The organism is Streptomyces sp. NBC_00289 (assembly GCF_041435115.1).
Classification (GTDB): Bacteria; Actinomycetota; Actinomycetes; order Streptomycetales; family Streptomycetaceae; genus Streptomyces.
The window spans coordinates 2,254,304-2,274,968 of sequence record NZ_CP108046.1; the positions used below are offsets into that span (position 1 = coordinate 2,254,304).

The 20,665-nt window shown below is 72.8% G+C and carries 18 protein-coding genes; 8 read left to right on the forward strand and 10 right to left on the reverse strand.

Annotation, left to right across the window (positions count from 1 at the left end):
• Genes OG985_RS10730 through OG985_RS10750 form a run of 5 tightly spaced genes read right to left on the reverse strand, consistent with a single transcriptional unit; the run spans position 1 to position 5,245 of the window.
• On the reverse strand, positions 1-885 hold the full coding sequence (locus OG985_RS10730; RefSeq protein WP_371668045.1) for a glycosyltransferase family 2 protein: 885 nt from the start codon (positions 883-885) through the stop codon (positions 1-3).
• Positions 882-1,661 (reverse strand): CDP-alcohol phosphatidyltransferase family protein, encoded by a 780-nt coding sequence (locus tag OG985_RS10735; RefSeq protein ID WP_371668046.1) that lies wholly within the window; start codon positions 1,659-1,661, stop codon positions 882-884. The genes OG985_RS10730 and OG985_RS10735 overlap by 4 nt, the downstream gene beginning before the upstream one ends.
• The gene (locus OG985_RS10740; protein ID WP_371668047.1) at positions 1,639-2,700 is read right to left on the reverse strand and encodes an iron-containing alcohol dehydrogenase family protein; all 1,062 of its coding nucleotides are present in this window, start codon (positions 2,698-2,700) and stop codon (positions 1,639-1,641) included. The genes OG985_RS10735 and OG985_RS10740 overlap by 23 nt, the downstream gene beginning before the upstream one ends.
• Positions 2,688-3,440 (reverse strand): sugar phosphate nucleotidyltransferase, encoded by a 753-nt coding sequence (locus OG985_RS10745; RefSeq protein WP_371668048.1) that lies wholly within the window; start codon positions 3,438-3,440, stop codon positions 2,688-2,690. Before OG985_RS10745 ends, OG985_RS10740 begins: the two co-directional genes overlap by 13 nt.
• Positions 3,437-5,245: a DUF5941 domain-containing protein gene (locus OG985_RS10750; RefSeq protein ID WP_371668049.1), complete on the reverse strand. Its 1,809-nt coding sequence runs from the start codon at positions 5,243-5,245 to the stop codon at positions 3,437-3,439. Before OG985_RS10750 ends, OG985_RS10745 begins: the two co-directional genes overlap by 4 nt.
• Before the next feature lie 276 nt (positions 5,246-5,521).
• Here OG985_RS10750 and galE point away from each other — a divergent pair, with 276 nt between their 5' ends.
• The 3 genes from galE to idi all read left to right on the forward strand — a co-directional run bounded on the left by galE (position 5,522) and on the right by idi (position 8,412).
• Positions 5,522-6,523 carry a UDP-glucose 4-epimerase GalE gene (gene galE, locus OG985_RS10755; protein WP_371668050.1) on the forward strand — a complete coding sequence of 334 codons (1,002 nt, stop codon included), beginning with the start codon at positions 5,522-5,524 and terminating at the stop codon, positions 6,521-6,523.
• A 116-nt stretch (positions 6,524-6,639) separates the two neighbouring features.
• Positions 6,640-7,578, forward strand: coding sequence for a cation diffusion facilitator family transporter (locus tag OG985_RS10760; protein WP_371668051.1), 939 nt, complete (start codon positions 6,640-6,642; stop codon positions 7,576-7,578).
• A gap of 240 nt (positions 7,579-7,818) precedes the next feature.
• Positions 7,819-8,412, forward strand: coding sequence for an isopentenyl-diphosphate Delta-isomerase (gene idi / locus OG985_RS10765; protein WP_371668052.1), 594 nt, complete (start codon positions 7,819-7,821; stop codon positions 8,410-8,412).
• Positions 8,413-8,415: 3 nt separating this feature from the next.
• On the opposite strand, the gene OG985_RS10770 is transcribed toward idi, so the two are convergent.
• Positions 8,416-8,925, reverse strand: a complete 510-nt coding sequence (locus OG985_RS10770) for an ATP-binding protein (protein WP_371668053.1) — start codon at positions 8,923-8,925, stop codon at positions 8,416-8,418.
• Between the two features lie 175 nt (positions 8,926-9,100).
• Positions 9,101-9,805 (reverse strand): HdeD family acid-resistance protein, encoded by a 705-nt coding sequence (locus tag OG985_RS10775; protein WP_371668054.1) that lies wholly within the window; start codon positions 9,803-9,805, stop codon positions 9,101-9,103.
• A gap of 122 nt (positions 9,806-9,927) precedes the next feature.
• Here OG985_RS10775 and OG985_RS10780 point away from each other — a divergent pair, with 122 nt between their 5' ends.
• From OG985_RS10780 to OG985_RS10795, 4 genes are all read left to right on the forward strand, one after another.
• Positions 9,928-10,698, forward strand: a complete 771-nt coding sequence (locus OG985_RS10780; protein ID WP_371668055.1) for an enoyl-CoA hydratase/isomerase family protein — start codon at positions 9,928-9,930, stop codon at positions 10,696-10,698.
• Entirely contained in the window at positions 10,695-11,564 is an 870-nt protein-coding gene (locus OG985_RS10785) for a hypothetical protein (RefSeq protein WP_371668056.1), read from the forward strand. Before OG985_RS10780 ends, OG985_RS10785 begins: the two co-directional genes overlap by 4 nt.
• Before the next feature lie 94 nt (positions 11,565-11,658).
• Positions 11,659-11,790, forward strand: coding sequence for an LPFR motif small protein (locus tag OG985_RS10790; protein WP_371668057.1), 132 nt, complete (start codon positions 11,659-11,661; stop codon positions 11,788-11,790).
• A gap of 99 nt (positions 11,791-11,889) precedes the next feature.
• Positions 11,890-14,271, forward strand: a complete 2,382-nt coding sequence (locus tag OG985_RS10795) for a Tex family protein (protein WP_371668058.1) — start codon at positions 11,890-11,892, stop codon at positions 14,269-14,271.
• Between the two features lie 488 nt (positions 14,272-14,759).
• Here the strand turns inward: OG985_RS10795 and OG985_RS10800 are convergent, their stop codons facing one another.
• Positions 14,760-16,400: an ABC-F family ATP-binding cassette domain-containing protein gene (locus tag OG985_RS10800; protein ID WP_371668059.1), complete on the reverse strand. Its 1,641-nt coding sequence runs from the start codon at positions 16,398-16,400 to the stop codon at positions 14,760-14,762.
• Between the two features lie 48 nt (positions 16,401-16,448).
• Entirely contained in the window at positions 16,449-17,516 is a 1,068-nt protein-coding gene (locus OG985_RS10805) for an oxidoreductase (RefSeq protein WP_371668060.1), read from the reverse strand.
• A 76-nt stretch (positions 17,517-17,592) separates the two neighbouring features.
• On the opposite strand from OG985_RS10805, the gene OG985_RS10810 reads away from it, so the two are divergent.
• Positions 17,593-18,552 carry an FAD-dependent oxidoreductase gene (locus OG985_RS10810; RefSeq protein ID WP_371668061.1) on the forward strand — a complete coding sequence of 320 codons (960 nt, stop codon included), beginning with the start codon at positions 17,593-17,595 and terminating at the stop codon, positions 18,550-18,552.
• A 92-nt stretch (positions 18,553-18,644) separates the two neighbouring features.
• On the opposite strand, the gene OG985_RS10815 is transcribed toward OG985_RS10810, so the two are convergent.
• On the reverse strand, positions 18,645-20,600 hold the full coding sequence (locus OG985_RS10815; protein ID WP_371668062.1) for a Xaa-Pro dipeptidyl-peptidase: 1,956 nt from the start codon (positions 20,598-20,600) through the stop codon (positions 18,645-18,647).
• Positions 20,601-20,665 lie beyond the last annotated feature (65 nt).

Below are 20,665 nucleotides of genomic sequence, written 5' to 3' on the forward strand. Positions count from 1 at the left end.
TCAGATCACCGGGGGCCGGCCCAGCCGGGTCAGGCGCCACACCGTACGCCACTTCATCGGCCGGCGCGGTCCGCACGGCGAGGTCCAGCCTTCCCGGAATCCACCGAACCACGCTTTCAGGGCGGACCGCGAGGGGCGGCGCAGCAGGGTGAGCAGCAGCCATACGCCCAGGTAGACCGGGACCAGGAGCGCGGGAAGGTTGCGGCGGGCGAGCCAGACGCGGTTGCGCGCGACCATGCGGTGGTAGACCGCGTGCCGGGAGGGCGCGGTGGTGGGGTGGTACAGCACCATGTCGGACCGGTAGTCGATCATCCAGCCCGCGTCGAGGGCCCGCCAGGCCAGGTCGGTTTCCTCGTGGGCGTAGAAGAACTCGTCCGGGAGTCCGCCGACCTCGGCGAAGACCTTGGTCCGGACGGCGTTGGCGCCGCCGAGGAAGGTGGTGACCCGGGAGGAGCGCATCGGGTCGGCGGCGCGCAGCCGGGGCACGTGGCGGCGCTGGGTGACCCCGGTGTCCGGGTCGGCGATGCGGAAGCTGATGATGCCGAGCTTCGGGTCGGTCTCGAACGCCGAGCGGCACAGTTCGGCGGTGTCGTGCTGGGCGAGGAGTCCGTCGTCGTCGAGGAAGAGCAGTATCTCGACGTCACCGCCGCCTGGGCCGAAGGCCTCGATGCCGACGTTGCGGCCGCCGGGGATGCCGAGGTTCTCCGGCAGCTCGACGGTGCGGACGCCCTCGGGTACGTCGGGGACGGGCGAGCCGTTGCCGACGACGACCACCTCGACCCGGTCGCCGTCCTGCTTGGCGATCGAGTCGAGCAGGGCCCGGAGCTCGTCGGGGCGGTTGCCCATGGTGATGATGACCGCGCCGACCTTCGTCCCGGCACTCATCGCAGCCTGCTCGAGGCCATGACGGACACCAGGTGCAGCACGGCCTGCAGAAGCGCGATGCCGGCCAGCACCGCGACGCCGAGCCGGGTGAAGAACAGGTCGCCGCGCACCTGGTCCAGGACCGCGAGGACCAGGATCAGCAGGGAGGCCTCGATGCCGAGCACCAGGCGGTGGAACTTCAGTGCGGAGGCGGCCCTGCGGGCCAGCGCCACGCCGGAGGAGCGCGGCTCGGACGCCGATTCCTTGACCGGGGGCAGTCCGACCTGGTGGCGGGCGACGCCCACGAGGTCGGTCTCGGCCTTGATCAGGATCGCGCCGAGGGCGGCCAGGGTGCCGAGGAAGGCCCAGAGCCAGTCGATCCGCCCCGAGCCCCACAGGTCGGCGGCGCGCAGCCCGAGGCCGACGAGCACCGCGGCGTCGGTCAGGTAGGCACCCACCCGGTCCATGTAGACCCCGCCGAGCGAGAACTGCTGGCGCCAGCGCGCGATCTCGCCGTCCACGCAGTCGAGCAGCAGGTAGAGCTGGACCATCAGCACGCCGAGCACGGCGCCCGCGATCCCCGGCACCAGCAGGGCCGGGGCCGCGAGGACGCCGAAGACGGTCATCAGATACGTGAGCTGGTTGGGCGTGATCCTGGTGTCGACCAGGTAGCGGTCGATCCGCAGGGACACCTCACGCATGTAGAGGCGTCCCGCCCAGTGCTCACCGCTGCGCCGGTCCTTCACCCCCGCGGGGTGGACGACCGGTCGTAGTTCAGCTACCGATGGCCTTGACATAGTCGACGTAGATGTCCTTGATCTGTTCGGTCTTGAGGTCGAGGTGTTCGAGGATCGTGTAGCGGCCGGGCCGCGTCTGGGGAGCGAACTCCACGACCTGGACGAACTCGTCCGGCGTGAAGCCGATCTCCTCCGGCAGCACCGGCAGCCCGTGCCGGCGCAGCACCCCGGCCATATGGGCCGAGTCCTCGTGCGCCCCCCGCAGGTACATCGCGAAGGCCGCGCCCAGGCCGCACTGCTCGCCGTGGGCGGCCGCGCGCTTGGGGAAGAGCAGGTCGAAGGCGTGGTTGATCTCGTGGCAGGCGCCGGAGGACGGCCGGGAGTCGCCCGACACCGACATGGCGATGCCGCTGAGGACCAGCGCCTCGGCGAGCACCTGGAGGAAGGCGTTGTCGCCGACGCCGCCGGGGTGGCGCAGCACCGCCTCGCCGGCCTGCCGGGCCATCGCCGCGGCCAGGCCGTCGATCTTCTCGCCCGTGACGCGGTGGGCGAGCTCCCAGTCCGCGATCGCGGAGATGTTGGAGACGGCGTCGCCGATGCCGGCCCGCACGAAGCGCACCGGTGCCTCGCGGATGACGTCGAGGTCGATGACGACGGCGATCGGGTTCGGCACCCCGTAGGAGCCGCGGCCGGCGTCGTTGTCGAGGGTGGCGACCGGGGAGCACAGTCCGTCGTGCGCGAGGTTCGTCGGTACGGCGACCAGCGGCAGGCCGATACGCGCCGCGGCGAACTTCGCGCAGTCGATGATCTTGCCGCCGCCGAGGCCCACGACCGCGTCGTAGTGACCGGCCTTTATGTCACCGGCCAGCCGGATCGCGTCGTCGAGGGTGCCGCCGCCGACCTCGTACCAGGTCGCGCCGGGCAGCGAGGGGGCGATGCGCTCGCGCAGTCTGGCTCCCGAGCCGCCGCTGACCGCGACGGCGAGCTTGCCGGAGTGCGAGACGCGCTCGTCGGCGAGCACCCCGGCCAGGTCGTCGAGAGCACCCGGGCGGATGTCCACGACGACCGGCGACGGAATGAGCCTGGTCAGTACCGGCACGCGATCTCCCGTCCACGGGCGAGGTCGTCGTGGTTGTCGATCTCGACCCAGGTGACCTCGCCGATCGGCGCCACGTCGATGCGGAAGCCGCGGTTCACGAGCTCCTGGTAGCCGTGCTCGTAGAACTGCTGCGGGTCGGTCTCCCAGACGGTCTTCAGCGCGTCGGCCAGCTCCGGGGCGGCGTCGCCCTCGATGAGCGTGACGCCGATGTACTCACCGGTCGCCTCGGCGGGGTCCATCAGCTTGGTGATCTTCGTCATGCCCTTCTCGGGGTCGACGACGACCTTCATCTCCTCGTCCGCGAGGGGCTTCACGGTGTCGAGGGCGAGGATGATCCGCCTGCCCTCACCGCGGGCGGCGAGCAGCGTCTTCTCGACGGAGACCGGGTGCACGGTGTCGCCGTTGGCGAGGATCACGCCGTCCTTGAGGGCGTCCCGGCCGCACCACAGGGAGTAGGCGTTGTTCCACTCCTCGGCCTTGTCGTTGTCGATGAGGGTGAGCTTGAGGCCGTACTTCTGCTCCAGGGCGGCCTTGCGCTCGTACACGGCCTCCTTGCGGTAGCCGACGATGATCGCGACCTCGGTCAGGCCGATCTCGGCGAAGTTCCCGAGGGTCAGGTCCAGGACCGTGATGCTGTCCTTTATACCCGCGGGCCCCACCGGCACCAGCGCTTTCGGCAGGCTGTCGGTGTAGGGGCGCAGACGCCTTCCGGCGCCGGCCGCCAGCACGAGGCCGATCATGCGGGTTCTCCTTCGTCGTGTACGGCGGGCGCGCCACCCTTGTGGGCGGACACCCAGAAGCGGATGCTCTCGACGAGCACGACCAGGGCGACGGCCACGGCGAGAACCGTGAGCGAGACCTTGAACTGCGCGGCGGTGAGCGCCGCGGCCAGGACGGTGACGACCAGCGTCCGTCCTTCGTGCCCCCCGATGGAACGCACCAGCCAGGCCGGGGGCGCTCCGGCGTTGCCGCGGATGCGGTACACCGTGTCGTAGTGATGGTAGGCGACAGCCGCCACCAGCCCGAAAGCCGCAGGAAGCGCCCCGTTCACGTCCGCGTCCGCCGCCAGTACCAGGACCGTGCCGTACTCGGCCGCCCGGAACAGCGGGGGGATCAGCCAGTCGAGGGCGCCCTTGAGAGGCTGGGACAGGGCCAGGCCGGAGGTGGCGGTGTAGATCACGGCACCCCCGACGGCCGCCCAGGGGTCGCCGGAGAACACCGCGGTGGCGAGGACCACGACGCCGATCGCGGCCACCAGCAGCGGGGAGCCGGGGTAGAAGCGGGTGTTGGGGCTGCGCCACTTCGCGACGAACTGTGCCAGCGGCCCGTTGTCCGCGAGGTCCGCCAGCGCCCGCGCCGCCCGGTCCGTTCGGGTGGCCCTGCGGGTCAGCGAGCGCAGGACGCGGCCGGCCGTGGTGTAGGTCGCGGCGAAGGCGCAGCCGACGAGCAGCACGTAGAAGGTGATGCGCGGGGTCGTGACCGCGGTGAGGACGGCGATCATCGCCCAGCGTTCGCCGATCGGCAGGACGATCATGCGGCGCAGCCAGACCGTCCAGCCGACGCTGTCGAGCTTGTCGGAGAGCGCGGCGGTGGGGCTGGTGTTGGCGGTGGCGTCGTGGTTGGCCTCGTTGAAGGAGAAGTCCACGACGTGCCGGCAGGTCTGGAGGATCATCGCGCCGAGCGCGAGGGCCCACACGTCGTCGCCGCCCCGGGCCGCGCCCAGCGCGAGACCCGCGTAGTAGGCGTACTCCTTGGCCCGGTCGAAGGTGGCGTCCAGCCAGGCGCCGAGCGTGGAGTACTGCAGGGAGTAGCGGGCGAGCTGTCCGTCGGTGCAGTCCAGTACGAAGGAGGCGATCAGCAGGACGCCGGCGGCGACGAAGCCGGCGCGGGTGCCGGTGGCCGCGCAGCCGGCCGCGATCAGCGCGGTGAGCAGCGAGGCGGTGGTGACCTGGTTGGGGGTCAGTCCGCGGCGCGCGCACCAGCGGGCGATGTAGCGGGAGTACGGGCTGATGCAGTAGGTGGTGAAGAAGCCGTCGCGGGCCTTCACCGCCGACTTGAGGCGTACGGCCTCGTCGTCGACGTCGGCCACGGCCTGCCGTGCCTCGTTGCGGGCCTGCGGGTCGACGGGCACCGCGGCGACCAGGCTGCCCAGCTCGGGACGGTGGACGTCGGCGCCGTCGGCCTCGAGGGCGGTGACTATGCGGTCGGCGAGGCTGTCGACGGCCAGGGCCGTGCCGCCGCCCGCGGAGTTCTCCCGGGCCACCGCGCGGGTCAGCTCCCGCCTGCCCTCCGGCCGGGCCGTCACCGCTCCCGGCACCGCGGCGAGCGGGAACCGGGGGTCGGTGAGGCCGAGGCGCAGCGCGTGCAGGTGGCCGACGAAGCGGGCGTCGACGACGGCGACCCGCCGGTCGGCCGGCACCTGGGCGAGCAGTGTCTCGGCGTCGGCGGGGTCGGCGGCGACCCGTACGTCGAAGCCGAGGGACCGCAGATCACCCTCGATCGACGATCCGGGGACCGGCTGACCGGTGAGGATGGCGGTCGACAACCGAACTCACTCCCTGGTGCCGACGCCTGGCGCCGGTCGTCTGCGTGGTGGGGCGCCCCTTGCCGGTGGCACCCGGGCGGCATGTCGGCAGAGGCTATCGGATGCCCGGAAGTCCGCGTTCACCGCCTGTTCAGCGGTCCGATCAACGTGGTTCGTCCAAGCCTTTGCCGCGATCATCATCGGGGATCGGGGGCCCGGCTCACAAACCGCGCTCCCAAGCCCGGGCATCCGGGACATTGCGCCGGGTCGCGCCGCCTCGGCATAGGGTGGGCGACCATGACATGGCTGATCACCGGCGGTGCCGGATACATCGGGGCCCATGTGGCGCGCGCCATGGCCGACGCCGGTGAGCGCGTTCTCGCCCTGGACGACCTGTCGGCCGGGGTCCCCGCACGGCTCCCCGCACACGTGCCGCTCGTCCACGGCTCCTCGCTCGACGGCGACCTGCTGAAGCGGGTCCTGGCCGAGCACGGGGTGACCGGAGTGGTGCACCTCGCGGCGCGCAAGCAGGTCGCCGAGTCCGTCGCGCAGCCGACGCGCTACTACCGGGAGAACGTGGGCGGGCTCGCCACGCTCCTCGAGGCGGTCGCCGAGGCCGGCGTGGAGCGGTTCGTGTTCTCCTCGTCGGCGGCCGTCTACGGCAACCCCGACGTGGATCTCATCACGGAGGACACCCGCTGCGCGCCGGTGAACCCGTACGGCGAGACCAAGCTGGCCGGGGAGTGGCTGGTGCGGGCGGCGGGCCGGGCGCACGGGATCTCCACCGTGTGCCTGCGCTACTTCAACGTGGCCGGTGCGGCCGCGCCGGAACTGGCCGACACCGGTGTCTTCAACATCGTCCCGATGGTCTTCGACCGGCTCACCCGCGACGAGGCACCGCGGATCTTCGGCGACGACTACCCGACCCCGGACGGCACGTGCGTGCGGGACTACATCCACGTCGCCGACCTGGCCGAGGCGCACCTCGCGGCGGCCCGGAGGCTGGCCGGCGGGGAGGTCCGGGGCGATCTGACGGTGAACATCGGCCGCGGGGAGGGCGTCTCGGTCCGCGAACTGGTCACCCTCATCGGCGAGGTCACCGGCGACCGGCGACCGGCCCTCGTCGAGGCGCGCCGCCCCGGGGACGCGCCCCGCGCGGTCGCCTCGGCCGCCCGGGCCGCCGCGGAGCTCGGCTGGAGCGCCCGGCGTACGGTGCCCGAGATGGTCGATTCGGCGTGGCGGGGCTGGCAGTCGCACCACGGCGCCCGAGCCGGCGCGTCCCGTCCGCGGCCGCTCTGACCTGGTCCATCGTTTTCGCAGGTCAGAGCACATGACAACGGTGTTCAGTGCCGCGTTGCCGGATACCCCCCGCCCGTAGTTCACTGATCCCGAGCGGAACACAGGAGGCGGCTTTCATGGGGTCTGGGCACGATCACGGGCACGCGCACGGCCCGCCGGCCGGCGGTACGGCGACCACGGCGTACCGCGGCCGGCTGCGGGTCGCGCTGTCGATCACGCTCGGGGTCATGGTCGTCGAGATCGTCGGCGGTGTGGTCGCCGACTCGCTCGCCCTCGTCGCGGACGCGGCGCACATGGCGACCGACGCGCTGGGTCTCGGCATGGCCCTGATCGCGATCCACTTCGCGAACCGCCCGCCGACCGGGAACCGCACCTTCGGGTACGCCCGCGCCGAGATCCTCGCCGCCCTCGCCAACTGTCTGCTGCTGCTCGGGGTCGGCGGCTACGTCCTGTACGAGGCGGTCCAGCGGTTCGTGACGCCCGCCGACACCGAGGGCGGGCTGATGATCGTGTTCGGCCTGATCGGTCTGGTCGCGAACATGGTGTCGCTGTCGCTGCTGATGCGCGGACAGAAGGACAGTCTGAACGTGCGCGGCGCGTTCCTGGAGGTGGCGGCGGACGCGCTGGGCTCGGTCGCGGTGCTGATCTCGGCGACGGTGATCCTCACCACCGGCTGGCAGGCCGCCGACCCGATCGCCTCCCTGGTCATCGGTCTGATGATCGTGCCGCGCACCTGGAAGCTGCTGCGCGAGACCCTGGACGTACTGCTGGAGGCGGCCCCCCGGGACGTCGACATGGCCCAGGTGCGGTCCCACATCCTCGCCCTGGACGGCGTCGAGGACGTCCACGACCTGCACGCCTGGACCATCACCTCCGGCATGCCGGTCCTCTCGGCCCATGTGGTGGTTCGCTCGGACGTGTTGAGTGCGATCGGCCACGAGAAGATGCTGCACGAGCTCCAGGGCTGCCTGGGCGACCACTTCGACGTGGAGCACTGCACCTTCCAGCTGGAACCGGGCGGCCATGCGGAACACGAGGCGCGCCTGTGCCATTGAGGCAGGTGGGGCGCCCGGGAGCCGGAATGCAGCCGTCCGGCGTGCGCCCGCGTCCTTGAGCCCACAGCCCCGCCCAGGACGGTTCCCCGTCCGCCCCGCAGGGCACGATCACCTACCGGATGCCTACTCCGGGTGTCCGGCCGGTGACGCGCGCGGGACATGCGGGCGGGCCGCGAAGTGCCGGGAGTGCCGGATTCGTACGGCAGACTTGGGGCGCGAAGACCGATGCGAAGGATGGGTATGCCGATCACACCTGCCACCGCGACGCACAGTTCGTCGAACGGCACCGTGGACGCGATTTTGCTGGAACTGGTCGACGAGAACGGTGTGACCGTCGGCACCGCCGAGAAGCTCGCCGCCCACCAGCCGCCGGGGCAGCTGCACCGCGCCTTCTCCGTGTTCCTCTTCGACGAGCGCGGCCGGCTGCTGCTCCAGCAGCGGGCGCTGGGCAAGTACCACTCCCCCGGTGTGTGGTCCAACACCTGCTGCGGCCACCCCTACCCCGGCGAGGCGCCCTTCGCGGCCGCGGCCCGGCGGACGTACGAGGAACTGGGTGTCTCCCCGTCGCTGCTCGCGGAGGCGGGCACGGTCCGCTACAACCACCCGGACCCGGCCTCGGGTCTGGTCGAGCAGGAGTACAACCACCTCTACGTCGGACTCGTGCAGTCGCCGCCGCGGCCGGACGCGGAGGAGGTCGGCGCCACGGCGTTCGTGACCCCCGCCGAGCTCGCGGAACGGCACGTGAAGGACACCTTCTCCGCGTGGTTCATGACGGTCCTGGACGCGGCCCGTCCCGCGGTCCGCGAGCTGACGGGCCCGTCGGCGGGCTGGTGAACGCTAAGGGACCCGCGCGGAGGTGAGCGGCAGGGCGGCCCAGATCACCTTGCCGCCGCTCGAGGTGTGTTCCACGTCGCACACCCCGCCCGCCTCCCGGGTGATCTCGCGCACCAGGAGCAGACCGCGGCCACCGGTCCGGCCGTGGTCGGCCTCCAGGGCGGTGGGGCGGTAGGGGTGGTTGTCCTCCACGGACACCCGCACCCACTCGGCGCCGACGGCGATCTCCACGGCGAGCATCGGCGACAGCAGCGCCGCGTGCCGGACGGCGTTCGTGACCAGCTCCGAGACGATCAGCAGGATTCCCTGCGCCAGGTCCTCCGAGACCGGCACGCCCTGCCGGTGCAGCAGGTCCCGGACGGCGTGCCGGGCCTGCGGCACCGAGGCGTCGACGGCGGAGGCGGTGAACCGCCACACACCCTCGTACGGGAGAGGATCAGGCGGCGTCGGCCCGGAGAGCTCGGCTTCGCCGCCTGCTGGGCGTGGGGCGGGCCCGCGCCCATGATCGTCCATTGTCCGTTCGCCACCCTTGCGCTCGATTGTCACCACACGTCGAGTGTTGGTAACGACCAGCTCCACTCCGGATGACTGAACAGAAGTCAGCGCCTATCGCACGCTTTTGACCGTCGGCTTGCGAAGTGGTCGACTTTGGGACCGCTCCTGTCCCGTCCTGTACCGATTTGGCGAACTATTCGGGTTGTACGGGTTTGGTGACGCCCTGATCGACCGCCGTTCCCCGCCCCGGTGTGCCGCCCTGATCGACCTCGGCCGCCCCACCCCGCGGGACGCCCTGTCCGGGCGCCGCTCCCGTGCCCTCGTCCGTGGCCAGGCGGTCGGTGACCATCCCGACGATGCGCCGGCCGCCGAACCCGGTCGCGATCAGGCCGAGCCCGTCGAAGAGCAGGGCGAGGGAGAAGAAGGTGCCGATGACGTACTGGCTGCTGCTCGGCCAGTCCGCCAGCACCAGGATGCCGAGCAGGAGGTCGAAGGCGCCCAGCAGGAGGGTCCAGCCGAACTGGGGGCCGCGCACCACCAGGCTGCCGACCAGGCGGAACAGGCCGGCGGTGAGGAACAGCAGGGCGGCGAACATGGTCAGCGTCTCGGCGGCCGCGTCGGGCCTGCTGATCACCACCACGCCCGCGGCGATGTTCAGGGCCGCGACGATGACGCCCAGCCAGAAGAAGTTGCTGCCCCGGGCCTGGACGGCGTGCAGCAGTCCGACGGCGCCGCCGATCAGCAGCAGCCAGCCGAACAGGAGCATGGAGGTCAGCGTCGCGACCCCGGTGTAGACGAGTCCCACCAGACCGGCCACGACCAGGATGACTCCGAGGGCCGCGAGCCGGCCGAAGTCGCGCCGCAGTTTCGCCGTCTCACCCTCGGGCTTGGTGGACATCAGCGCCTCCTCACTGTCGGACCGGCCCCGCGTTCGCGCTCCTAGTCCCCTCTGCCCGCTGTTCCGTAACTCTCACCGGCCGCTTCTTGATCGGCCGCCGGGCGGGTGGAAGCATCCGGCGCATGGAGCCCCAGCTGCTGCACGGCGTCACCGACTCGGTGGCCACCGTCGTCGTCCACCATCCGGCCAAGCGCAACGCCATGACGGCCGCGATGTGGCGGGCGCTGCCGCCGCTGCTCGACACGCTGGCGGCCGATCCGGACGTACGGGCCCTGGTGCTGACCGGCGAGGGCGGCACGTTCTGCGCCGGAGCCGACATCTCCACGCTGCGGGGGTCGCCGCAGGAGGCGCAGCGGCTGGCCGTGCAGGCGGAGGAGGCGCTCGCCGCGTTCCCGAAGCCGACGCTGGCGGCGATCCGGGGGCACTGCGTGGGCGGCGGGTCCCAGCTCGCTGCGGCCTGCGATCTGCGGTTCGCGGAGGAGGGCGCGCTGTTCGGGGTGACGCCGGCCAAGCTCGGCATCGTCTATCCGGCGTCCTCGACCCGTCGGCTGGTGTCACTGGTGGGGCCGGCCGCCGCGAAGTACCTGCTCTTCTCGGGCGAGTTGATCGACTCGGCGCGCGCCCTCGCGACGGGCCTGGTGGACGAGGTGCTGCCGGCCGGCGGGCTCGCGCCCCGGGTCGCCGGGTTCACCCGCGTCCTGGTCTCCCGTTCGCAGCTGACCCAGGCCGCGGCGAAGGAGTTCGCGAACGGGCGCACCGACCGCGACACGTACTGGGCCGGCCAGGCCGGCGGCAGCGAGGACACCGCGGAGGGCGTCGGCGCCTTCCTGGAGCGCAGGCAGCCCCGGTTCACCTGGACGGTTACCGACCAGTCGGTATCCTACGAGCCATGACTACCGCCGCTCTCGAGCCGCGTGCCGGCCGCCGCTGCCACAACGCGCTCAACTCGCTGCACGCCACCCACTACTTCGCCCCCGAACTGGGTGCGGAACTCGGCGCCCTCGGGGTCACCAGTCCCCGTGCCGTCAACTTCGCCGTGCGGGCGGCCGCCCTCGGGCCGGTCGGCCCCGGGGTGGTGACCGCCACCTTCTACAACTACAAGTACGAACTCGTGGCCCGGCACGTCCCCGCGGTGTGGGAGACGGCCGCCCCCGCACAGGTGCTGGCGGCACGCGCGCGGGCCGTCGACGCCTCGCTGCGCCGCCTGCTGGGCGCGGAGGCGGTGGCCTGCCCGGAGATGGCGGAAGCCGCGGGCCTCGCGCTGCGCGCCGCCGAGGCGTGCTCGCGCGGCGGCCGCCCGCTGTACGCCGCCCACGCCGACCTGCCGGTCCCCGAAGAGCCGCACCTCGCCTACTGGCACGCCACCACGCTGCTGCGCGAGCACCGCGGCGACGGGCACCTGGCCGCCCTGATCGCGGCGGGCCTGGACGGCCTGGAAGCCGTGGTGACCCACACCGCGACCGGCAAGGGCATGACACCGAAGTGGGTGTTCGGGACCCGCGGCTGGAGTCAGCAGGACTGGGACGCGGCGACCGGACGGCTGCGCGAGCGCGGGCTGCTCGACGGGCAGGGCGAGCTCACGGAGCGGGGTGTCGCGCTGCGCGAGGAGGTCGAGCACCGCACGGACCTGCTGGACCGGGCGCCGTACGAGCACCTGGGGGCGGCGGGCGTGGCCCGGCTGACGGAGCTCGCCAGGGTGTTCGCGGGCGCCGCGCTCGCCGCCGGCGCCTTCCCCGCGGACCTGGTCGGCAAGCGCTGACCGGCTGATTCACCGTGCCGATGCATGGCGCGCCGTCGCCGAGGTACCCGTGAGTCTCCCGGCCGTGGTGGCCGGGAGAGGAAAGGGGAAGTTCGTGTTCCGTGCCATTGCTGACGTCTTCCGGCAGATCGGCGGCGCCGTCGCCACCGTCGTGACCCTGCCCTTCAGGGCCCTGGCCCGCCTGTTCGGCGGCGCCTCGGGCTCCGCCCGGGGACGCCGGGCCTGATTCCGCCTTCACGCCCCGCCGGGGCGGCGCCCTGATCCCCGGCTGTCGGTGTCACCTGCCACAATTGCCGCGCAACCTCTGTGAGAAGGCGGTACGGGCGTGACGACACCCCTCGTAGGGTCCATCGAAGGCAGGATCGCCGCGGAACTCGGCGTACGCGAGCGGCAGGTCAGGGCTGCCGTGGAACTGCTCGACGGCGGGTCGACGGTGCCCTTCATCGCCCGCTACCGCAAGGAAGCCACCGAACTGCTCGACGACGCGCAGCTGCGCACGCTCGAGGAGCGGCTGCGCTACCTGCGGGAGCTGGAGGACCGGCGCACGTCGATCCTCGACTCGGTGCGTGAGCAGGGCAAGCTCACCGAGGAGCTGGAGGGACGGATCCGGGCCGCCGAGACCAAGGCGCGGCTCGAGGACATCTATCTGCCCTACAAGCCGAAGCGGCGTACGAAGGCACAGATCGCGCGGGAGGCGGGGCTGGAGCCGCTGGCCGAGGGACTGCTCACCGACGCCTCGGTCGAGCCGCTCGCCGCGGCCGCCGCGTTCGTGGACGCGGACAAGGGGGTCGCGGACCCGCAGGCCGCGCTGGACGGCGCCCGGGCGATCCTCACCGAGCGGTTCTCGGAGGACGCCGACCTGATCGGCGAGCTGCGTGAGCGGATGTGGGTGCGGGGGCGGCTGGCCGCCAAGGTGCGGGAGGGCAAGGAGGAGGCGGGCGCCAAGTTCGCCGACTACTTCGACTTCGCCGAGCCGTTCACCGAGCTGCCCTCGCACCGCGTTCTCGCCATGCTGCGCGGCGAGAAGGAGGAGGCCCTCGACCTCGTCCTGGAGCCCGAGGAGCCGACCGAGGGGCCGTCCTCGTACGAGGGGATCGTGGCGCAGCGGTTCGGCATCGCCGAGCGTGGCCGCCCCGCCGACAAGTGGCTCAAGGACACGGTCCGCTGGGCCTGGCGCACCCGCATCCTGGTGCACCTGGGCATCGACCTGCGGCTGCGGCTGCGCACGAAGGCGGAGGACGAGGCGGTGGGCGTCTTCGCGACCAACCTCCGCGACCTGCTGCTCGCGGCGCCGGCCGGCACGCGCGCGACGCTGGGGCTGGACCCCGGTTTCCGTACGGGCGTGAAGGTCGCCGTGGTCGACGCGACGGGCAAGGTGGTCGCCACCGACGTCATCCACCCCCACGTCCCGGCCAACAGGTGGGACGAGGCGATCGCCAAGCTGGCGCGGCTGGCGAAGGAGCACGCGGTCGATCTGGTCGCGATCGGCAACGGCACGGCCTCCCGCGAGACCGACAAGCTCGCCGGTGAACTGATCACCAGGCACCCGGAGTTGCAGCTCACCAAGGTGATGGTGTCCGAGGCGGGCGCGTCCGTGTACTCGGCCTCCGCCTTCGCCTCGCAGGAGCTGCCCGACATGGACGTGTCGCTGCGCGGCGCGGTGTCGATCGCCCGCCGGCTGCAGGACCCGCTCGCGGAGCTGGTGAAGATCGACCCCAAGTCGATCGGCGTCGGGCAGTACCAGCACGACCTGTCCGAGCTGAAGCTGTCGCGCTCCCTGGACGCGGTCGTGGAGGACTGCGTGAACGGCGTGGGGGTGGACGTCAACACCGCTTCCGCCCCGCTGCTCTCCCGGGTCTCCGGCATCACCGCCGGTCTCGCCGAGAACATCGTGTCGCACCGCGACGCGAACGGGCCGTTCACATCCCGTACCCAGCTGAAGGGCGTGGCACGGCTCGGGCCGAAGGCGTACGAGCAGTGCGCGGGTTTCCTGCGGATCCGCGGCGGCGACGACCCGCTGGACGCGTCCAGCGTGCACCCGGAGGCGTACCCGGTCGTCCGGCGGATGGTGAAGACCTCCGGTCAGGAGGTGGCCTCGCTCGTCGGCAACACGGGCGTGCTGCGCTCGCTGCGCGCCGGGGACTTCGTGGACGAGACCTTCGGTCTGCCGACGGTGACCGACATCCTGAAGGAGCTGGAGAAGCCGGGGCGCGACCCGCGGCCCGCCTTCAAGACGGCCACCTTCAAGGACGGCGTGGAGAAGATCTCCGACCTGGTGCCCGGCATGGTCCTGGAGGGTGTCGTCACGAATGTCGCCGCCTTCGGCGCGTTCGTGGACGTCGGCGTCCACCAGGACGGGCTGGTGCATGTCTCCGCGATGTCGAAGACGTTCGTGAAGGACCCGCGGGACGTGGTGAAGTCCGGGGACATCGTCAAGGTCAAGGTGATGGAGGTCGACATCCCGCGCAAGCGGATCTCGCTGACCCTGCGGCTGGACGACGAGGCGCAGGCCCAGGAGAAGCAGCAGGGCGGCGGCGGAGGCGAGCGCCGGCAGCGCGGCCAGCGGCCGCCGCAGCAACGGCAGGGCCGGCCCGCGGCCGCCGGCGGTGGTGGCGGCTCCCGACAGACGCCGCCACCGGCCAACGGCGCGATGGCCGACGCGCTGCGCCGGGCGGGCCTCCTCGACCCGAAGAAGGGCAAACGCTGAGCCGCGCCGTCCGGACCCGGCCCGAACCGCCCGGGTGAGGCCCGCCGCCGAACCGCCCGGGTGACGGCCCGCCGTCCGCGGGCGCCCGGGTGACGGCCCGCCGTCCGCGGGCGCCCGACAGGCGCCCGCGGAAGCGCATTCCGGGCGAGCCCGGCGAGGTCCGGTGCGGTTCGGGACGCCCGAAGGGGCACGGGGGTGCCACGGCGAGAGGCCGAGGGTGCCACCGCGAGTCGAGGGTGCCACGGCGAGAGGCCGGGGGTGCCACCGCGAGGGCCGGGGGCGCCACCGCGAGACGCCGAGGGTGCCACGGCGAGAGGCCGGGGTGCCACGGCGAGACGCCGGGGTGCCACCGCGAGACACCGAGGGCGCCACCGCGAGACACCGAGAGCGCCACCGCGAGAACCGAGAGCGCCACCGCGAGAGGCTCCGCGTTGGTGCGACCAGTCGTGACGCACCCGCGAGTCGCGCGGCGAAGGCCCTGGGGGTGATTAGCGCTCGGTCACCTTGCCGGACGTGACCTCGAGGCGGCGTGTGACGCTCACCGCGTCCAGCATGCGCCGGTCATGGGTGACCAGGAGCAGCGTGCCCTCGTAGGTGTCGAGGGCCGCCTCCAGTTGTTCGATCGCCGGGAGGTCGAGGTGGTTGGTCGGCTCGTCGAGGACCAGCAGGTTGACGCCCCGACCCTGGAGCAGCGCCAGCGCGGCCCGGGTGCGCTCGCCCGGGGAGAGGGTGGCCGCCGGCCGTAGGACATGGTCCGCTTTCAGGCCGAACTTGGCCAGCAGGGTGCGCACTTCGGCCGGCTCGGTGTCCGGGACCGCCGCGCCGAAGGCGTCCAGCAGGGACTCGGGGCCGTAGAACAGCGCGCGGGCCTGGTCGACCTCTCCGACCAGGACTCCCGAGCCGAGGGCGGCCGAACCCGCGGTCAGCGGGACGCGCCCGAGCAGGGCTGCGAGCAGGGTCGACTTCCCGGCACCGTTCGCCCCCGTCACCGCCACCCGGTCCGCCCAGTCGATCTGGAGCGAGACCGGGCCGAGCACGAAGTCGCCCCGGCGCACCTCGGCGTCGCGCAGGGTCGCGACCACCGCTCCGGAGCGCGGTGCCGCCGCGATCTCCATGCGCAGCTCCCACTCCTTGCGGGGCTCCTCGACGACGTCGAGGCGTTCGATCATGCGCTGGGTCTGGCGGGCCTTGGCGGCCTGCTTCTCACTGGCCTCGCTGCGGAACTTGCGGCCGATCTTGTCGTTGTCGTTGTTCGCCTTGCGGCGGGCGTTCTTGACGCCCTTGTCCATCCACGAGCGCTGCATCTGGGCCCGGTCCTGGAGGGCGCCCTTCTTGCCCTCGTACTCCTCGTAGTCGTCGCGGGCGTGCCTGCGGGCGACCTCCCGTTCCTCCAGGTAGGCCGCGTAGCCGCCGCCGTAGAGGTTGATCTGCTGCTGGGCGAGGTCGAGTTCGAGCACCTTGGTGACCGTGCGGAGGAGGAACTCGCGGTCGTGGCTGACGACGACCGTGCCGGCGCGCAGACCGCTCACGAAGCGTTCGAGGCGTTCCAGGCCGTCCAGGTCGAGGTCGTTGGTCGGCTCGTCCAGGAGGAAGACGTCGTAGCGGGACAGCAGGAGCGAGGCGAGTCCGGCCCTGGCCGCCTGTCCGCCGGAGAGCGAGGTCATCGGCTGGTCCAGGTCGACGGCCAGCCCCAGCGAGTCGGCCACCTCCTCGGCACGTTCGTCCAGGTCGGCGCCGCCCAGGTCGAGCCATCGCTCCAGGCTCGTCGCGTACGCGTCGTCGGCGCCGGGCGCGCCGTCGACGAGGGCCTGGGTGGCCTCGTCCATCGTGCGCTGGGCCTCGGCGACGCCGGTGCGGCGGGCGAGGAACTCGCGTACGGTCTCGCCCGGCCGGCGCTCCGGCTCCTGCGGCAGGTGTCCGACGGTCGCCGTCGGCGGGGAGAGCCGCAGCTCCCCCTCCTCCGGCGTGCTCAGGCCGGCGAGCAGCCGCAGCAGCGTGGACTTGCCGGCACCGTTGGCCCCGACCAGCCCGATGACGTCACCGGGCGCGACGACGAGGTCGAGTCCGGTGAACAGGGAGCGGTCGCCGTGGCCGGCGGCGAGGTTCTTGGCGACGAGGGTGGCAGTCATCAGACCCCCGATCCTAACGGTCGTCCCGGTCGGGCCGTGTCCGGGTTTTCACCGCGCCACGGCCTCCACCAGCACGCTTCCCGCGGTGCTCGCCACCACGAAGGACCGGCCGCGCACCGCTCCCGGCACGAGGGCCACGCGGTGGCGGCCCGGTTCCAGCACGCCGTCGAAGACCTCGTGGTCGCGGCCGCGGGACAGACGGCCGAGCCGGTACGCGGTGAGGCGGACCCGGCACGCGGAGGTGACCTCGACGACCGCCGCGCCGTCGGCCGCCACCAGCCTGGTCAGCCGGCGCCGCTCCAGGGGGCCGCGGTCCAGCGCCTGTTCGACCTGGGCGACGAGCAGCGGGACGATCGGCGCGAGGCCGTCGGCGTAGCCCACGTCGAGACCGGCGCGCGCGAAGGAGCGGCGGACGGCGGCACGTTCGCGCCGGGGTACGGCGAGGCCGAAGACGACGGCACCGTAGGCGCGCAGTTCCCCGGCGGGAACGTCGTCGGTGTCGTGGGCGATGTCGGCCCCGATCCCGATGGCGCGCAGGGCGGCGGCGAGCCGGGCCAGGACGGCGACCCGGGGGCCGATGAGCAGGACCCGGGGGCGGGTGCCGCGGAGCTCGCCGTCCGCCCCGTGCACCTCGTCCGCCTCACGCGTTGCCTCCGCTCTGTCGCGGAGGGCGCCCAGTGCCGCCCGGTAGCCGGTGCCGTCGAACCGGAACGGGCCCATGCCGTGCAGACCGTCGAGCCGCGGGTCGGCGTGTGCGCCGGTCTGCCAGGCGAAGTCCCGCCAGACGTAGTCGTCGCCGCTGCGCGCGATGACGGCGGTGACGGCGCCGCAGGCCAGGTCCTGGCACTCGGGGCAGCCGTAGACGATGTGGCGGCCGCCGGGCAGGGGCGCGTCCGACTCCAGGAGCAGGGCCCGGATCCGGGCGGTGAGGATCGCGGGCGGGATGTCGGAGGCGAGCGGGGAGACGGCGTCCAGGTCGCGGAGCCTGAAGAGCAGGGGGCGTCCGTCGACGACGAAGTCCGTGTAGTCGCGGTGGATCCGGTGGTCACCGTTGCCGAGCACGGCACCGGCACGTGTCGCCGGTGCCAGGGCGAAGGTCGCGTATGCGCCAGACATGGTGTGAGTGTTCCCACCCGGCGGCGGTCCGAGCCCGGCGTGACGCGTTCCGCCGGGCAGGTCCTATCGTCTCCCCGTGGACAGTGCGCCGGGTGACGAGGTCGTCGTGGTCGGGGCCGGGGTGGTCGGGCTGACGACGGCCGTCGTGCTGGCCGAGCGGGGCCGTCGGGTGCGGGTGTGGACGCGGGATCCCGTCGGGCGGACCACCTCGGCCGTCGCGGGGGCGTTGTGGTGGCCGTACCGGATCAGGCCGGTGGCGCTCGCCCGCGCGTGGGCGTTGCGCTCGCTGGAGGTCTACGAGGGGTTGGCGGCGCGTCCGGCGCGGACCGGCGTGCGGATGGTCGAGGGGGTGCTGGGCGAGGCGGACCTGGCCGGCGCGGACGCGTGGGCCGGTGCGCGGGTGCCGGGGCTGCGGGCGGCGACGCCCGAGGAGTACCGCGGCTCGGGGGTGTGGGCGCGGCTGCCGCTCGTCGACATGCCGGCCCATCTGCCGTGGCTGCGGGAGCGGTTGCTGCGGGCGGGCGGCCGGATCGAGGAACGTACGGTGTCCCACCTCGCGGAGGCCGACGCGCCGGTCGTGGTCAACTGCACCGGGCTCGGGGCCCGCGAGCTCGTACCGGACGACTCCGTGCGTCCCGTGCGGGGGCAGCTGGTCGTCATGGAGAACCCCGGCATCCGCACCTGGGCCGTCTCCACGGACGCCTCCGGGCAGCTCGCGTACTTCTTCCCGCAGCCCGGCCGGCTCCTGCTGGGCGGTACCGCGGAGGAGGGCGCGTGGTCGTCGGTGCCGGATCCGGCGGTCGCCGAGGCGATCGTACGACGGTGCGCCGCGCTGCGGCCCGAGATCGCCGGGGCGCGGATCCTGGAGCACCTGGTGGGGCTGCGTCCGGCCCGGGACACGGTCCGGCTGGAGCGTGAACTGCTGTCCGACGGGCGGGTGTTGGTGCACAACTACGGTCATGGCGGCGCGGGGGTGACCGTTGCCTGGGGCTGCGCGGAAGAGGCGGCGGCGCTGGCCGCCGCCCCGTCCGGCTGAGCTGCTCAGCGGCCGGTGTCGGGTTCACCGGCCGTGAGGTGGTGCGGGACGCCCGCGTCCGGGAGCGGGAGGACGCGGGCGCACGGGGGGCGTCACACGCTTCCTCCGGGGACCCGCTGGGTGGTGCGCGGTGCCCGCACGCCGTCGGGTGCCGTGGCGGCGGGGGCGGCGGCCGCCGAACCCGCGGTGGCGCGCGCGAACGCGGCCGCCCCGCCGACCAGCGGTACCCGGGCCGAGGTGCGGGACAGGTCGAGGGTGAGCGTCGGCGTGCTCGACGGGGGGTCGATGAGGTCCTTGTCGGTGCCCGCGACGATCAGGGCCAGGCGGTGGCCGGCCGGGACGACGTGGTCGGTGGCCGCGAGGTCCAGGGTGATCGTGTACGCCTTGCCCGGGGTGAGCGGGACGCCCCTGCGGTCGGAGGCGTGGTTGCCGAGGTCCGCCCACCCGCGGCTGACGACGGTGTGGCCGACGTCGGTCGTCTGGGCCCGTGTCTGCCTGAAGCAGGCGCTGTCGCCCGTGGTGCTCACTCCCCAGCAGGTGCGGTCGGCGAGCGTGGTGATGCCCTCCCCGCTCGCGCCGTAGTCGCGGATGGTGTCGGGGCCGAGGTCGACCAGGACGGCGGACAGGTGGGCGGTCGCGGTGGTCGGGGTCGCGGTGACGGTGACCCGGGAGGAGCCGGACAGGCGCAGGTCGCGGGTGAGCGGTCCGGTCGCGAAGCCGGCCTTGTCGGGTGTGGAGGTGTCGAACCGCGCGGCCCAGTCGGTCTCACCGAGCCGCGGGTCGTCGGTGAAGGTCGCCGTGCCGTGACCCCTGCTCGTACCGAGGGTGCCGACGCCCGGCTGCGTGCCCGCGTCCGGGCGCAGGGTGGTGGCGGCCGTGCCGCGCGGCGGCCAGGAGGTGGAGGTGACCCACTGGTCGGGGTGGCGCTCGATGTCGGCCACCGGCTCACGGTCGATGCCGTTGTCGTAGCCGAGGAGTTCGTGGTCGAACCAGCGGTGCAGGGTGTCGACCCAGGCGGTGCGGCGGAAGTCGAAGGGGTCGACGTGGCCGGTCTGGGAGAGCCAGATCTTGCGCTCCACGCCGTGCTTCGCGAGGGCGTCCCACCACTGCCCGAGGTGCTTGGTGCGCACGTTGAGGTCCTGCATGCCGTGCACCAGGAAGACGCTGGCCTTCACCTTCGCGGCGTCCTTCACGTAGTCGCGCTCGGTCCACAGCGAGGTCCAGTCACCGCTGCGCGGGGCCTGGTCGACGAGTTTCCGCTGCACGGCGGCGCACTTGGCGCGGGCGTCGGGGCTGTCGACGTAGTCGGAGAGCCAGTCGGGGCCGGAGTCGTAGAGCGGGGCGCCCTTGGCGAAGTAGTAGTCGTACCAGGAGGAGATGGCGCTGATCGGCACGATGGTCTCGAGGCCCCGGACGCCGGTGGCGGCCACGCCGTTGGCGATGGTGCCGTCCCAGCTCTTGCCGATCATGCCGGTCTTCCCGTTGGTCCAGCTCGCCCTGGCGCGGTCCGTGCCGGTGCGGCTGGTGTAGGCCCTGGCCCGGCCGTTGAGCCAGTCGACGACGGCCTTCGCGGACTGGATGTCGGAGCGGCCGCCGACGTCGACGCAGCCGTCGGAGCGGTTGGTGCCGGCGAGGTCCACGCCGACGAAGGCGTAGCCGCGGGGCACGAAGTAGTTGTCGTAGAACAGCGGCATCTGGACGACGTCGCCGTCCGCGTCGTACGTCTTCAGCTGGCTCTCGTTGCCGCGCCCGCAGCAGGAGTAGTACGGGCTGGCGTCCATGATGACGGGGACCTTGCGGCCCTGGCGGGCGGGTTCGCGGGGGCGGACGATGTCGACGGCGACGCGGTCGGCGCGCCCGTCGTTGTCGCCGTCGAGGCCGGTGTCCACCCAGACCGCCTCGCGGACGGCGTTCTCGTACGAGTAGACGGGGCGGCTTTCCCGGGGGGAGCCGTGGGCCGCCGCCGGGGTGAGGAAGGCGGCCGTCAGGACGGCGATGATCCCCGTGGCGAGCGATCTCCAGGTCGTGAAGCGCATGCGAGTCGGCATGCGCGGGACGGTACAGGTGTCAACTCCTGTGCAGAAGACGGCAATCGGACGTGCCCCGCCGAGGC

Coding starts and splice junctions, on each gene's coding strand:
- OG985_RS10730 (WP_371668045.1), bottom strand. CDS start 885: ATGAGTGCCGGGACGAAGGTCGGCGCGGTCATCATCACCATGGGCAAC.
- OG985_RS10735 (WP_371668046.1), bottom strand. CDS start 1,661: ATGTCAAGGCCATCGGTAGCTGAACTACGACCGGTCGTCCACCCCGCG.
- OG985_RS10745 (WP_371668048.1), bottom strand. CDS start 3,440: ATGATCGGCCTCGTGCTGGCGGCCGGCGCCGGAAGGCGTCTGCGCCCC.
- galE (WP_371668050.1), top strand. CDS start 5,522: ATGACATGGCTGATCACCGGCGGTGCCGGATACATCGGGGCCCATGTG.
- OG985_RS10760 (WP_371668051.1), top strand. CDS start 6,640: ATGGGGTCTGGGCACGATCACGGGCACGCGCACGGCCCGCCGGCCGGC.
- idi (WP_371668052.1), top strand. CDS start 7,819: ATGCCGATCACACCTGCCACCGCGACGCACAGTTCGTCGAACGGCACC.
- OG985_RS10770 (WP_371668053.1), bottom strand. CDS start 8,925: ATGGACGATCATGGGCGCGGGCCCGCCCCACGCCCAGCAGGCGGCGAA.
- OG985_RS10775 (WP_371668054.1), bottom strand. CDS start 9,805: ATGTCCACCAAGCCCGAGGGTGAGACGGCGAAACTGCGGCGCGACTTC.
- OG985_RS10780 (WP_371668055.1), top strand. CDS start 9,928: ATGGAGCCCCAGCTGCTGCACGGCGTCACCGACTCGGTGGCCACCGTC.
- OG985_RS10785 (WP_371668056.1), top strand. CDS start 10,695: ATGACTACCGCCGCTCTCGAGCCGCGTGCCGGCCGCCGCTGCCACAAC.
- OG985_RS10800 (WP_371668059.1), bottom strand. CDS start 16,400: ATGACTGCCACCCTCGTCGCCAAGAACCTCGCCGCCGGCCACGGCGAC.
- OG985_RS10805 (WP_371668060.1), bottom strand. CDS start 17,516: ATGTCTGGCGCATACGCGACCTTCGCCCTGGCACCGGCGACACGTGCC.
- OG985_RS10815 (WP_371668062.1), bottom strand. CDS start 20,600: ATGCCGACTCGCATGCGCTTCACGACCTGGAGATCGCTCGCCACGGGG.